Genomic DNA, 13,927 nt, shown 5'->3' with positions numbered 1-13,927 from the left:
AAGGGGCCGCCCCGACCGAAGGTCGTCTGTGCCTGCGCGGCGCGGTTCAGGCCGCTTCGTCCGGCGCGGCGTAGGAGCCGTCTTCGCGGTGCACTTCGTTGCCGGTCACCGGCGGGTTGAAGCAGCAGGCCATGACCAGCTCTTCCTCGGCACGCAGGGTGTGGTGGTCGTGCTCGTTCAGCGCATACATGACGCCGGGCGTGATCTCGTGCGTCTCGCCGGTGGCGAGATCGGTGATCGAGCCCTTGCCGGACATGCAGTAGACGCTCTCGAAGTGGTTCTTGTAGTGGAACGTGTGCTCCGACCCGGCTTCGAGGGTGGTGATGTGGAACGAGAAGCCCATCCCGTCATCGGCAAGCAGCATCCGGACGGATGTCCACTGTGCGTCTGAGACGGCCTTGTCGGTGGTTTTGAGTTTGTTGAAATCACGAACGATCATGTCTGTTACTCCGCTGCGAGTTTCGCTTGTCCGGTCACGTCCTGCGTGGCCTCAAGCAGGATCGCGAGGCCCTTCTGGAACGTGTCGACCGGGGTGGTGAGGGGGGCGAGCACCTTGACGACCTCGTCGTCGGCGCCCGAAGTTTCGATGATCAGGCCCTTCTCGAACGCCTTGGCGCAGATCGCACCGGCCAGCTCGCCGCTGCCGACATCGACGCCCTGCATCATGCCGCGACCCTTCAGGGTGGCGCCGGGGACGCAGTCTGCGATGGCCTGCAGGCCGGAGGTGAGCATCACGCTCTTCTCGTGGACCTTTTTCTGGAACGCGTCGTCCTTCCAGAATTTCTCCAGCGCGACGCGGGCGGTGACAAAGGCGTGGGTGTTGCCGCGGAAGGTGCCGTTGTGCTCGGCAGGCTTCCAAATATCATGGTCGCGCTTGATCAGCAGGCAGGCAAAGGGAAGACCGAAGCCCGACAGGCTTTTCGCCTGAGTGATCATGTCCGGCTCGATATCCATGCCTTCGAAGGAGAAATACGTGCCGGTGCGGCCGCAGCCCGACTGGATGTCGTCGATGATCAGCATCGCGCCGTGGCGCTTGGCGAGGCGGGCGATGCCCTCCATCCATTCCTTCGACGCGGCGTTCAGGCCGCCTTCGCCCTGCACGGGCTCGAGCACGAAGGCCGCCGGGGCGTCGATCCCCGAGGACGGGTTGTCGATCATCATCTCGATATGCTCGAGCGTGTCGACACCTTCGCCGAAGGCACCGTCGAAGGGCATCCGCGTGACGCCGTCCAGCATCTCGGCGCCCGCGCCATCGCGCTTGGACGTGTTGCCGGTGAGCGAGAGCGCGCCCATGGTCATGCCATGGAAGCCGTTGGTGAAGGCGACGATGTTGCGGCGGCCGGTGACCTTGCGCGCGAGCTTCATCGCGGCTTCGACGGCGTTGGTGCCGGTCGGGCCGGTCATCATGACCTTGTAGTCGTCCATGCCGCGCGGCTTGAGGATGATCTCCTCGTAGGCGGTGAGCCAGGCGGCCTTGGTGTCGGTATACATGTCGAGACCGTGGGCGATGCCGTCGCCCGCGATATGCTCGATCAGCGCCGATTTCATGTCGGGGTCGTTATGGCCGTAGTTCAGCGACGAGCACCCGGCGAGAAAGTCGATATAGGTGCGGCCGTCGGTGTCGGTCATCTCCGAGCCGGAGGCCTTGGTGAAGACGGTGTCGAAGCTGAGGCAGTAGCTGCGCGCCTGGCTTTCGCGGCGCTCGAATACGGGTTTCATGTCATGAGTCATGGCGGGTCCTTTCGAGAGGAAACGATTGGGAGATAGGCGGCGCAACGACAGCGTCACGCGCCGAAGGGGCGAGGCTCAGGCCGCCGACTGGCGGAGCGCCTGCCGGAAGGTGATTGTGACCATGTGTTCGGTCGCGTGCTCGCCTGCGAAATGCGTGTCGCGGGTGAAATGCGCGTCCGAGCTCAGATCGGCCTCGGAGGCGTCCGCGAACTTGCGGAAGAGTGCCCAGGACGCGTCGTTGTCGAGGGTGATCGTGGTCTGCATGCGCTTGACCTCGGCACATTCTTCTCGCGCCATCAGGGCGGTCAGCATGCGGGTGCCGAGACCCATGCCACGGGCATCGGGCGACACGGCGACCTGCCAGACGAACACGCAATCGGGGTCGTTCGGGTTGATGTAGGCCGAGATCCAGCCGACGATTTTGCCGTCGACCTCGGCCGCCACGCAGGTGTCACGGAAGTGGTCGCTCTGCAGAAGGTTGCAGTACATCGAGTTCTCGTCGAGGGGCTTGCAGCTGCGGATCAGCTCCCAGATTTCGGCTCCGTCCTCGCGGGTCGGCTTGCGAAATGTCACGGCGCCATCGGCCTTGTGGGTGTCCATCGTCTGCATGGTCTCGGCTTCAACCTTTTCTGCTGCGTGGGTCGTTTGTTCGTGTGACTAAATATATCTCCTTAGTCATATCTTTCAATATGCTAAGTAATTTTCTTCCCCGTTGCGGTTATCCGTTGGGTATTTTATTTAAATCAATGGCTTAGGGTGTCATTCGCCCTTTTGTGACCCTGAAATATGCTTCGAATTGCACATTTGCAACCCTGCCTCCCATCTCTTTCGAGGCGTGACAGCTTGGGAAATTTAGGTTTAATGACTAAATACTTTGGTATGTTTGACCAAAGTCATACCAAACGCATCGCCGGATCCTGCGCGTTGGCCCGCCACCGTCAGGATCTCGAAGAGCTGGAAATCGACGCCGTGGATCGAACGGATTCTAGTCTGGTAGCCCTGCGCCGCATCCTGCGCGCCACCGAGCTTTACGGCCGTGATCTCGCGCGCGACGCGGGCCTGACAGCGGTTCAGCTGCGTGTCCTGCAGATCGTGGCCGAAGCGGGCGACTGCCATCCCTCCGAGATTGCCGAGCGCATGGGCGTGACCCAGGCGACCATCTCGGCGCTGATCAAGAAGCTCGTCAGCTATGGCCTGATCGAACGCCGCCAATCCGAGGGCGACCGGCGCCAGGTCGATCTGACGATCACCGAGAAGGGCCGCTCGAAGGTCGAGATCGCGCCCGACGCGCTGCAGCAGCGCTATGTAGCGCAGTTCGAAAGCCTGCCCGATTACGAGCAGGCGATGCTCGTCGCGGTTCTCGAAAAGGTCGCCGCGATGCTCGACGCCGCCGAGATCGACGCATCGCCCGTCCTGGCGACGGGCGATATCGTTCAGCTCAACGGCAGCCGCTTAGACAGCGATCAGTAATCCCGCTCATAATAGACGCCGACACCGGTATTGCCGTCCGAACTGACGGTGCCGCGCGCGGTGATGCTGTTGGTGACGGTGAAGTTGAGGTTGATCTCGGTCTCGCCTGAGCCGTTCACCGTCACATCCGTATAGACCCTCTCCGAGATATACTTGCCGAGCCGCACCTCGGTGGTGCCGTCCGCCGCGGTCTGCACGTCGAGATCGTCAAGCCCGGTCTGCGCCCGCAGCCTGTCGACGAGGCTGGTGCCCGAGCGCCCCGCAAGCGTGTTGATCGCCGACGCGATCCTGAGCGCCTGCAGACCCGAGATCTCGGTCAGATCGCGTCCGAAGAGGAGAAGTGCCAGCACCTCTTCCTCGGGCCGTTGCGGGTTTGAGGCGAAGGTGACCTCAGGATCCGACACGGGGCCTTCGATGATGATCGTGACCGTCGTCTCGTTGCGCTGGGTGTCGGCCTGCACGCGCAGGAACGGATCAAAATTGCCCTGCAGGACGATATAGGCCTCGGAGAGGGCCAGCCGCTGCCCGAGGATGTCCAGCCGCCCGCGGACGAGGTCGAACCGGCCCTGCGGGATGATGTTCTGCAAGGTGCCGCCGACGAACAGTTCTCCTCCGAGCTCCGCATCGAGGCCGCGGCCCCGCACGAAGATGCGCGAAGGCGCCGAGATGGTGATGCCCAGGCGATAGTTCACGCCGCCGCCACCGCCCGACGCGCCGCCGTTCCCGTTCGGTCCCGACTGGTCGAGCTGTCCGGCGCGTGCCCGCGTCGCGCGGACATCGCCCGGCTCGTTCACATGGGTGAGGGCGAAGCCGATCGCGCCCGCACCTAGGCCGCCAGTCGGTACGCGCACCTCGGTCTCCTCCAAGACGATCCGGCCGGTCAGGGCCGCGGTCGAGGCGAGCGGTCCGGAGAGCGAGAGCTGGCCGTCGAACTCGGTCTGGTAGAGGCCGGGGCTTTCCACATTCACGTTCTGAAGCAGCACTTCGAGGTCGCCGTTGAACGGCGCCGTCAGGCCGACCGGGCCGGTGACCGAGAAGCGCCCGCCCGACGCGACCGATCCCGCCACGTCGAGAACCGCCTGCGCGCCGCCGAGGCGGACGTTCAGCGCGATGTCGTTCAGGACGATGGCCTGGCTCGCGATCACGAACTCCGCGTCGCCGGAGGTGACGGTTCCTGAGAGCGAGCTCAGCGCCAGCGGGCCGTTCAGGGCCAGGTCGAACCGGGCGTTGCCCGATAGAAGGTTAGGCTCGAGGAACGGGTTGGCGAAGCCGAGCGGCGCGCCGCCGGTGATCGACAGGTTGGCCGACGAGGCGTCCTGCGCGACGCTGCCTCCGACGCTCGCCGTAGTGCCACCGGGCGCGGTCAGGTCGGCGTCGATCAGCCAGCTCGACCCTTGCGCTGTGGCGGTGCCCTGCGCGGTTGCGGGACCCGAGAGATCGGCCACGAAGAGACCCAGGTCGCGGAGCCGGGCATCGAAGCGGATGGTCTCGCCATTGCCGCCATAGGCGCCCGATACGGTGGCGTCGAGCTCGGGGCTGTCGACCACGAGGTTCGAGATGCGGAAGACGCCGCTGTCGTCGCGGCCTGCATCCACGGTGGCCGTGGTCGTGCCGCCGAAGAGCTGATCGACCGGCGCGATCCCGGTGCGCAGCGACTGCGCGCGAATATCGGCATCGGCCGAGAACGCGCCCGTCGCAAGCGTGTAGCTGCCGCCGCCATCAACCGAGACAGCGCCCGAGAGCGGCATGTTCGCGAGCCCGCCATAGGGCGCGAGGCTGTCGATGCGGACGGTGCCTTCGGCGCCGATGCTCTCCAGCGCGTTTTCGGCCAAGGCCGCCGCGACGTCGAGATCCGCGGCCAGGCCTCCGGGGCCCGAGGCGGTGACATCGGCGGTGATGCGGTCGCCCGCGCGGGTCGCGGTGCCGGTCAGCGTCGCCGATCCGGACATGCCCGGCACCAAATCCGCCAGGTCGGACAGCCGGACATCGAAGCGCGCGTCGCCCGAGGTGTCGGCGAGGTCGCCCGAGGCGGTGACCGTGACGCGCGGCGCATCGACGTCGAGCGTGTCGATGATGATGCCGCCCGCGCCGTCGAGCTGGGCGTCGACATCGAGAAGCACGGTCCCGGCCAGAAGCCGGTCGGCCTGCACGATGCCGGTTTTCAGATCGTCCGCCCGACCGGTGAGATCTACCGAAGCCGCGCCGGTCTCGAGGTCGTAGGAGCCGGAGCCTTCAAGCGTCAGCCCGCCCGCGAGGTCGCGGCCGAGGAGGTTGGAATAGGGCGCCAGCGTCTCGATCGCCGCGCGTCCAGCCGCCGACACGCTGAGCGGGGTCGTTCCGTCCACGCGCGCCTCGCCCTCGAGGTCGATCTCGGCGCCGCCGGGCGCGCTGCCCGCGACGTCGTAGGACCAGGTCTCGCCGGATTGCTCGGCCGTGCCGTTGAGGCGCAGCGCGCCGGTCAGGCCGGGCACGACATAAGCCAGATCGCTCAGCGCCACGTCGAAGCGCGCGCGCCCGTCGCCGGTGCCGTAGCGGCCATCGCCCGCCACGGTGATGCGCTGGCCCGAGAGGGTCAGCGTCTCGACCGTGATCGCCTTTTCGGCGGTCATCTCGGCATCGACGGTGAGGTCGGTGGAGCCTTCGAGAAGCCGGGTGAGCTCGGGGATGCCGGTCTCGATATCGACCGTCTGTCCGGTCAGATCGGCGGTGAAGGCGTAGGTCGTCAGGTCGACGCTGCCCAAGCCGGACAGCCGGGCCGAGCCGCCCATCGGGCGGCGCGCGACGGTCTCGTAGACCGAGAGGTCGTCGACCGCGACACTGCCTTCGGCCGAGACCGAGCGCGGCGTGGTGCCCTCGACCGTCGCCTGGCCCGCAAGGTCGATCGCCGCGCCGCCGGGGCCGGAACCGGCCACGTCATAGGTCCAGAGATCCCCGGTCTGACTGGCCGATCCGGTCAGGCGGGCGCTGCCGGAGAGCCCTTCGGCGACGTCTGCAAGATCGCTCAGCGCGATGTCGAACTGCGCCTGCCCGGTCTGGCCGAGAAGCTGGGCGGTCGCGTCGATCTCTGCGCGCTCGGCATCGAGGGTGAGGCGGTCGAGCTGTAGCCCGGCGCCGCGCTTGATGACGGTGAGGCCAAGCTCGGTCCGGCCCACGAGAAGCCGGGTCAGCTCGGGGATGCCAAAGCCGATATCGGTGGTGGTCCCGTCGAGATCGGCGGCGAAATCCTTGGACAGAAGATCGTAGCGGCCCTCGCCGGTCAGGTTCACGCCGCCCTGAAGGGGACGGTTGGCGAATGTGCCGTAGGGCGCGACGTCCTCGGCGGACACGGTGCCCGAGGCGGAGACGACCGAAAGCACGCCTGCGAGGATCTCGACCGCCGCATCGACATCCGCCGCGACGCCGCCGGGGGCGGAAGCGGTCGCGGTGATGTCCCAGCGATCGGGTTCGGGCGCCGCGTTCGGCGTGTCGGGGTTTGCGGGCGGGGCCGGGGTCAGGACCGCGCGGCCCTCCGCGGCGACCGCACCCGAGAGCTGCGGCAGGATGTCGGAGGCTTCCGCGACCGCGAGATCGAAGATCACCTCGCCCGCATCGCTCGCGATCCGGCCTTCGATATGCGCGTCGGCATCCTCGGCCTCGAGATCGACGGTGCGGATCAAAAGCCCGTCGCTGTCGCGCCGCGCATCGGCGACGATGCGCGTCTGGCCGTCCAGAAGGCCGTCCAGTTCGGCAATGCCAGTCAGAAGGTCGTTGGCGGTGCCCTCGACACGCCCGTCGAAGCCCGAGGAGAGCGGCTGAAAGCTGCCCGAGGCGGTGACATCGACGCTGCCCGCCAGTTCGCGCCCGGCGAGGCCGGAGAAGCGCGAGATATCGCGCGCGGCGAGCGCCACGTCGCCCGAGACGTCGATGCCGAGCTCTCCGGTCAGCCCCTCGACGCTCAGCGCGCCGTTGAGCGTCACACCCGCGGCGTCGAGTGAAAGCTCCGAGATTTCAAGTGGTTGATCCTCGGTATAGGAGAAGGTGATGCGTCCGTTGGCGCCATCGCCCGCCGCGTCGGCGAGCCCGGGATCGGTGAAGCGCAGGCCCTGCGCGGCGATGTCGAAGCCGCCCGAGACCGCGCCCACGCCGCTGCCGGTGCCGCGCTGGAGCGTGCCGTCGCCGTCGATGCGCAGCGAGCGTGCGACGAGGTCGGGACGGTCGAGACCGGTCACGTCGATCACTGCGCTCCAGGCATCGTCCACGTCGGAATCGTAGCCGATATCGATGATGGCGTTGTCGACGAGGGTGGGCGCGCCGGGGATCGGAAGCTGGACCGCCGCGCCGTTCTCGCCCTGCATCTGCCCGTCAAGGGCGAAGCGGACGGGCCATTTGTCGGGCCCGAGTGCCAGGTTGCCCGAAAGCTGGATCGCCTCGGATTGCAGCTCGAGCGTGTCGACGAAAACCTCGCCGGTGGAGAGCGTCAGACCGGCGAGATCGAGCGACAGGTTCTCGCCGAAGAAGCCGCGCGCCTCGGGCATCAGAAGCGGCCGGATGTCGCCCGCGAGCGCCGCGGTGAAGCTCGTTCCTTCGGCGCCTTCCTCCGCGGTCTCGGCGACCTCGACCTGGCCGGTCAGGCGGTCCTGGCCGTCGGTGGCCAGGCGGATGTCGGCGGTGTAATCCGAGATCGGGCCGGTGCCCTCGACGGCAAGCTCCAGCGCCGGCTCGCCAGGCAGGCCGATCAGCGTGGCGGCGATGCCGCCCGGGCCTTCGTCGAGAAGGATGTTCAGGGCCAGCTCGCGCGTCTCGTTCTGGAAGCTGCCGTCGATCTGGAAGGTGCCGTCTTCGCCGTCGATCCGGTTCGCCGCGATATTGGCGTCTCCCTCGCCATCAGCGAGGCTGGCGGAGCCTTCGATGGCGAAGGCCGCGGCTTCGCCCAGGATCGGCGCGCCCAGTTCGACGCGGCCGACCGCGAGCTCGCCGATCTGGATCGAGACCGGAAGCTCGGGGAGCGAGAAGGGCTGTGCCTCGGCATCCGGGACCGCGATCTCCTCGCTCTCGCCGGGGGCGGGCAGGCGCGGGAGGAGGACCTCCTCGGCGGAGAACTCGTTGACCGAGACGCGGCCGGTGAGAAGCGCCGAGCGGTTCCAGTCGAGCGTGATGCCGCGGATGGTCAGCCAGACGCCCTCGCCATCGGCGATGGTCATGCTCTCGATCGTCGCCTCGGAGGACAGCGCGCCCGCGAAGCCCTCGATCCGGACCTGGCGGCCCGCGCCCGAGAGATTGTCTTCGAGCAGACCCTGCAGGTAGCCGCGATCCCGCTCTTCTTCGCTTTCGCTTTGCGCGATCAGGCCGACGGGCAGTAGGGTCAGAGCCGCTGTGGCGGCCAGAACGCGAGGTCTGGTGATCATCAAAATGCCTGCCCGATGCCGATGTAGAACTGGATACCGTCGCCTGTCTCGCCACTGGTCGGCGTGGCGACGTCGAAGCGGATGGGGCCGATGCCGGTGTTGTAGCGAAGCCCGATGCCCGCGCCGGAATGCCACTCGCCCTCGGCATTGTCGGTGCCGCCGAAGCCCGGGTCGGGCGAGATATAGCCCGCGTCGTAGAAGGCGACCGCGCCGATCGATCGGGTGACCTCGCGGCGGAACTCGGTTGAGAGGCCCAGGAAGCCGCGCCCGCCGATCTCGGTGCCGTCGTCGAGCGTGACGAAGAGCGACTGGTAGGGTTGTCCGCGCACGGTGCCGCCGCCGCCCGAATAGAAGAGGAAGTCCGGCGGCGTTTCGTCGAGCTCGGAGCCCACGACCGCGCCAAGCTGCAGCCGCGCGGCGAGCACGTTCGGATCGTTGTCGCCGAAGCCCCAGTAGAGCCGCGCGTCACCGTTCAGACGGGCACCCGAGGCGCTGTCGGCGAGGCCGAGGAACGGCGTCGTCGAGGCGGTGACGTAGACGCCCTGCTTGGGGTTCAGCTCGTTGTCGCGGGTGTCGAAGGTCAGCTGCGCGGGAAAGGCGAGGAGGGTGAAATCGCGCTCGCCCAGATCGTCCACGGTGCGCGACCGGATGAAGGTCACGCCGACCTCCGCTTCGAGCGTCTCCGAGATGATCCGCGTCGCGCCGACACCCAGTTCGACCCGTTCGGAGAGGTAGGTGGGCTCGTCCTCGCGCAGGATGCGGCCCTGCACATAGCCATCGGTGTCGGCGCCGTAGATCGCGGGGATCTCGAGGCGTCCAGACACCAGGTAGTCCATGCCGCTTTCCGACGAGCCGATATTCGACACTTCCGCGTCGAAGCGCAGCCGCTCGGCGCCGCCGAAGAAGTTGCGATGCAGCCAGAAGGCCGAGACCGCCGCGCCGTCGAGCGTCGAGACCTCGGCGCCGAAGCCGATGCGGCGCGGTTTCTGGTCGGCGGTCTGGAGCGTCATGTCCATGACATTGCCGGGCTGGCGCAGGTCGCCCTCGGTCAGCGTGACGGACGAGAACGCGCCGGTACGGCGCAGCCGGTCGGCGACGCGGGCCGCGTCGACCGGATCGAAGCGCTGGCCCGCGGGGAAGCCCGCGATGCGCCGGATCGCCGAGGCGCGGACCGCGCTTTCGGAGGTCAGGATGAGATCGCCGAAGGTGACGACCGGGCCGGGGGCGAGGCCGATATCGACCGACAGGGTCTCGCGCTCATGCTGGGCGCGGACGTCCTCGGAGGCGACGGCGGCCTTGGCATGGCCGCGCTCGCGCCAGGCGTCGATGGAGGCGTCGACAGCGTCGCCGACAATCGAGGCGCGGGCGATTTCGCCCGGGGCGAATTCGTCGGGCAACTCGGTGCCGCGGGCGCGCGGGGTGATGTCGGTCCGCGAGAAGGTGAATTGCGGGCCGGTCTGGACCCGGACCCAGACGCGCCCGAAATCCTGCGGCACGTTCAGAAGCTGGATGTCGGAGATCTCGCGCCCGTCGGCCTGGATCGAGATGACGGGGCCGTAATACCCCTCGGCGTAGAGAGCGTTCAGGATGTTGGAGTAATCCGCCAGCGCCGCGGCGATGAGCTCCTGCGGATCGGTGCGGTCTTCGTCCTCGGCGACCTGCAATTGCGAGGCGGAGCGCACGAGCCCCTCGAGCCGTTCGCTCTCGTCGCCGTTCGGGCCGCGCACCGCGTAGGAGACACCATCGAAGGCCCAAGCCGATTGGGCCGCCAGCACGCCACATGTCAGGGCGGCCGCCAGTGCGCACACTCTGTTACCGATCACTGCTCGGAGCCTCCTCTTACCCCACGTTATGAGAGCGGAGAGTAGCGACATGGGCGGTTCGCCGCCACAGCCATGCAAGGGTTTTCGCGACGATCCGCCGATTGTGACGTTCACGTCCCGTTGAACTTTCGCGCCTGCCTCCGGTTGACCGGGGGAAGGCCCGGTCTAGCCTTTGGGAACCACGACCCACGCGCCCCAACGGGAACCGGCCTTCCGCCCGCCTCGTTGCCGCACAAGTTCCAGAACATGGAGGCTCCACTCATGGCTAAATTCACCGTCAACGGAGAGGAGGTCACCGTCGATGTCGAAGCGGATACCCCGCTCCTCTGGGCCCTCCGGGACGAGCTGCGGCTGACCGGCACGAAATTCGGCTGCGGCATCGCGCAATGCGGCGCCTGCACGGTGATGGTCGACGGCATGCCGCGCCGCTCCTGCGTGACGCCGGTGGGGCAGGTCGAGGGCTCGGATATCGAGACCATCGAGGGCGTCTCCGGCCCCGAGGCCGAAGCCGTTCAGGCCGCCTGGGTCGATATCGACGTGCCGCAATGCGGGTGGTGCCAGTCGGGCCAGGTCATGAGCGCCACGGCGCTGCTGCGCATGGTCCCGAAGCCCTCGGACGAGGATATCGACAACGCGATGGCCGGAAACATCTGCCGCTGCGCCACCTATGTGCGCATCCGCAATGCGATCCATAACGCCGCCGACACGCTGGAGGGATGAGGACATGACCGTTCAGAACCGCAGGCAGTTCCTTGCCTCTTCCGCAGGTCTGGTGATCGGGTTGTCGCTGCCCATGGGCGCGCGCGCCCAGTCCGGCGCCGCGGCCGTGATGACCGAAGACGGCGCGTCGAGCGAGGGCGGCCCCTTCGCGCCGAACGCCTTCGTCCGGATCGCGCCCGACAACACCGTGACCTTCCTCTGCAAGCATATCGAGTTCGGCCAGGGCCCTTACACCGGTCTCGCGACGCTCGTGGCCGAGGAGCTCGATGCCTCCTGGGACCAGATGCGCGTCGAGAGCGCCCCGGCCAATGACGAGCTTTACAAGAACCTCTTCTTCGGGCTGCAGGCCACAGGCGGCTCGACCGCGATGGCCAACAGCTTCATGCAGATGCGCCAGGCGGGTGCCGCCGCGCGGGCGATGCTGGTTGCCGCGGCGGCCGAGCAATGGGGTGTCGATGGCAACGAGGTGACCGTCTCCGAAGGTGTCGTCTCGCATGAGGGGTCGGGCAAGTCCGCAACCTTCGGCGAGTTGGCCGAGGCGGCGGCCCAGCAGGATGTTCCGGTCGAACCGGCGGTGAAGAATCCCAGCGAGTGGACCAAGATCGGCACCGACATGCCAAAGGTCGACAGCCGGGCGAAATCGACCGGCACCGCGACCTTCACACTCGACGTCTACCGTGAAGGGATGGAGACGGTCGTGGTCCGGCATCCCGACATCATGGGCGCCAAGGTCGCGAGCTTCGACGCCACCGAAGCCGAGGCCGTGCCCGGCGTGACGGCGGTGCGCCAGATCCCGCAAGGGGTCGCGGTCTACGCAACCTCGACGGCGGCGGCGCTCAAGGGGCGCGAGGCGCTCAAGGTCGAGTGGGACACCTCGGAGGCCGAGACCCGCACCTCCGCCCAGATCGTCGAGAGCTTCCGCGAGGCGGCCCAGAGCGAAGGGCTCGTGGTCGAAGAGGCGGGCGACAGCGCGTCGGCGATCGACGGTGCCGAGACCGTGCTCGAGGCGGAGTTCGTCTTTCCCTTCCTCGCCCATGCCACGCTCGAGGCCATGGACGCGGTGCTCGAGAAGCGCGGCGACAGCGCTGAGATCTGGATGGGCGCGCAGTTTCCCGGCGTGGACAAGGGCGCGGTCGTGCAGACGCTCGGCCTGAAGCCCGAGAACGTGTCGATGAACGTGATGTATGCGGGCGGCTCCTTCGGGCGCCGGGCGCAGACCATCCCGCAGATCGGCTCGGAGATCGCCGAGATCGCCAAGGCCGCGGGCGGAGACGGCGCGTGGAAGCTCGTCTGGACCCGCGAGGACGACATGACCGGCGGCTTCTACCGCCCGCTGACCGTGCACAAGATGCGCGGCGGCATCGATGCCGAGGGCAATATCGTCGGCTGGGAAGACCGCGTGGTGAACCAGTCGATCATCAACGGCACGATGCTCGACCAGGGCAATCCTGAAGACGCGACCTCGTATGAGGGCTCGACCAAGATGCCCTACGCCCTACCGGCAATGAAGGTCGATTGGGTGAAGATGGAGCTTCCGGTCAGCGTGCTTTGGTGGCGCTCGGTGGGTCACACCCACACCGCCTATGCGACCGAGGTGTTCCTCGACGAGCTTCTGGAGGCGGCGGGCAAGGACCCGGTGCAGGGGCGTCTCGACCTCTTGAAGGACGATGCGGGCCGGGATCGCGCGGTGCTGGAGCGGGTCGCCGAGATGGCGGGCTGGGACGGCGAGAAGGTCAAGGGCGACCGGGCCTATGGCGTGGCGCTGCACGAGAGCTTCTCGACCTATGTGGCGCAGATCGCCGAGGTCTCGGACGCCGGTGGGATCCCCAAGGTGCACAAGGTCTGGTGCGCGGTCGATTGCGGCATCGCGGTCAACCCGAACGTGATCCGCGCGCAGATCGAGGGCGGCATCGGCTTCGGTCTCGGAACCATCCTCTATAACGGCCTGGAGCTGGGAGAGGGCGGGGTCATCACCCAGAAGAACTTCGACACCTATCCGCTGATGCGGATCCCCGACATGCCCGAGATCGAGGTCGAGATCATCGCCTCCGAGGCCGATCCCACCGGGATCGGAGAGCCCGGGACGCCGCCGATCGGACCGGCGGTGGCCAATGCCTGGCGCGCGCTGACCGGATCGGCGCCGCGCGAGCTTCCCTTCAAGAAAGCAGGTGTGTGATGCGTGGTATTGGAGTGATTGCGGCGCTCATCGCCGCAGGCCCCGCATGGGCCGAGATGGCGACGGAGCTGAACGGACCCGAGAGCTTCGAGAGCATCGAGGTCGAAGAGGAGCGCTCGGTCGCGCTCTTCGAGGAGATGCTCAAGGTGATCGAGCATCCGCGCTGTCTGAACTGCCACCCGGTCAATGGCGGCCCGACGCAGGGCGACGCGATGGAGCCGCACAACCCGCCGGTGATCCGGGGCGAGGCCGATTTCGGCGCGCCGGGTATGTTCTGCACCACCTGCCATGGCACCGAGAACGTGGCCTTCGCCACCGGAGACGGCTCGATCCCCGGGCACGAGCCCTGGCAGCTGGCCCCGGTCTCGATGGGCTGGGTCGGGTTGTCGGGCGCGGAGATCTGCGCGCAGCTCAAGGACCCCGAGCGCAACGGCGGCAAGGACATGGCGGCACTGCACGAGCACATGGCCGAAGACGGTCTCGTCGGCTGGGGCTGGCATCCGGGCGAGGGGCGCACGCCGGTTCCGGGCTCGCAGGAGCTCTTCGGCGAGGTCGTGCAGGCCTGGATCGACACCGGCGCGGCCTGTCCGTCGAACTGAGCTCTCTTGCTTGACGAAGGAAAA

The 13,927-nt window shown here is 67.4% G+C and carries 9 protein-coding genes; 4 read left to right on the top strand and 5 right to left on the bottom strand.

Annotated features, from left to right (window positions below; genetic code table 11):
• Positions 1-46 precede the first annotated feature (46 nt).
• The 3 genes from ACFQ4E_RS06045 to ectA all read right to left on the bottom strand — a co-directional run bounded on the left by ACFQ4E_RS06045 (position 47) and on the right by ectA (position 2,340).
• Positions 47-439: an ectoine synthase gene (locus tag ACFQ4E_RS06045; RefSeq protein ID WP_386802036.1), complete on the bottom strand. Its 393-nt coding sequence runs from the start codon at positions 437-439 to the stop codon at positions 47-49.
• A 5-nt stretch (positions 440-444) separates the two neighbouring features.
• Entirely contained in the window at positions 445-1,731 is a 1,287-nt protein-coding gene (ectB, locus tag ACFQ4E_RS06040; protein ID WP_386802035.1) for a diaminobutyrate--2-oxoglutarate transaminase, read from the bottom strand.
• A 75-nt stretch (positions 1,732-1,806) separates the two neighbouring features.
• Positions 1,807-2,340, bottom strand: coding sequence for a diaminobutyrate acetyltransferase (gene ectA / locus ACFQ4E_RS06035; RefSeq protein ID WP_386802034.1), 534 nt, complete (start codon positions 2,338-2,340; stop codon positions 1,807-1,809).
• A 315-nt stretch (positions 2,341-2,655) separates the two neighbouring features.
• Here ectA and ACFQ4E_RS06030 point away from each other — a divergent pair, with 315 nt between their 5' ends.
• The gene (locus tag ACFQ4E_RS06030; protein ID WP_386802033.1) at positions 2,656-3,201 is read left to right on the top strand and encodes a MarR family winged helix-turn-helix transcriptional regulator; all 546 of its coding nucleotides are present in this window, start codon (positions 2,656-2,658) and stop codon (positions 3,199-3,201) included.
• On the opposite strand, the gene ACFQ4E_RS06025 is transcribed toward ACFQ4E_RS06030, so the two are convergent.
• Both ACFQ4E_RS06025 and ACFQ4E_RS06020 read right to left on the bottom strand, forming a co-directional pair.
• Positions 3,195-8,585, bottom strand: a complete 5,391-nt coding sequence (locus tag ACFQ4E_RS06025; protein ID WP_386802032.1) for a translocation/assembly module TamB domain-containing protein — start codon at positions 8,583-8,585, stop codon at positions 3,195-3,197. The genes ACFQ4E_RS06030 and ACFQ4E_RS06025 overlap by 7 nt on opposite strands.
• Positions 8,585-10,360: an autotransporter assembly complex protein TamA gene (locus tag ACFQ4E_RS06020; RefSeq protein WP_386802031.1), complete on the bottom strand. Its 1,776-nt coding sequence runs from the start codon at positions 10,358-10,360 to the stop codon at positions 8,585-8,587. Before ACFQ4E_RS06020 ends, ACFQ4E_RS06025 begins: the two co-directional genes overlap by 1 nt.
• A 309-nt stretch (positions 10,361-10,669) precedes the next feature.
• Between ACFQ4E_RS06020 and ACFQ4E_RS06015 the strand changes: the two genes are divergently transcribed.
• The 3 genes from ACFQ4E_RS06015 to ACFQ4E_RS06005 are packed head-to-tail and all read left to right on the top strand — an operon-like array spanning position 10,670 to position 13,903.
• Positions 10,670-11,128 (top strand): (2Fe-2S)-binding protein, encoded by a 459-nt coding sequence (locus ACFQ4E_RS06015; protein WP_386802030.1) that lies wholly within the window; start codon positions 10,670-10,672, stop codon positions 11,126-11,128.
• 4 nt (positions 11,129-11,132) lie between these two features.
• Entirely contained in the window at positions 11,133-13,304 is a 2,172-nt protein-coding gene (locus ACFQ4E_RS06010; protein WP_386802029.1) for a xanthine dehydrogenase family protein molybdopterin-binding subunit, read from the top strand.
• Positions 13,304-13,903, top strand: a complete 600-nt coding sequence (locus ACFQ4E_RS06005; RefSeq protein ID WP_386802028.1) for an Isoquinoline 1-oxidoreductase subunit — start codon at positions 13,304-13,306, stop codon at positions 13,901-13,903. The genes ACFQ4E_RS06010 and ACFQ4E_RS06005 overlap by 1 nt, the downstream gene beginning before the upstream one ends.
• The last annotated feature ends 24 nt before the right edge of the window (positions 13,904-13,927 follow it).

The organism is Litorisediminicola beolgyonensis (assembly GCF_042679605.1).
Taxonomy (GTDB): Bacteria; Pseudomonadota; Alphaproteobacteria; order Rhodobacterales; family Rhodobacteraceae; genus Litorisediminicola; species Litorisediminicola beolgyonensis.
Note: the sequence above shows the minus strand (reverse complement) of the source record. Positions and strands in the feature narration are given on the sequence as shown.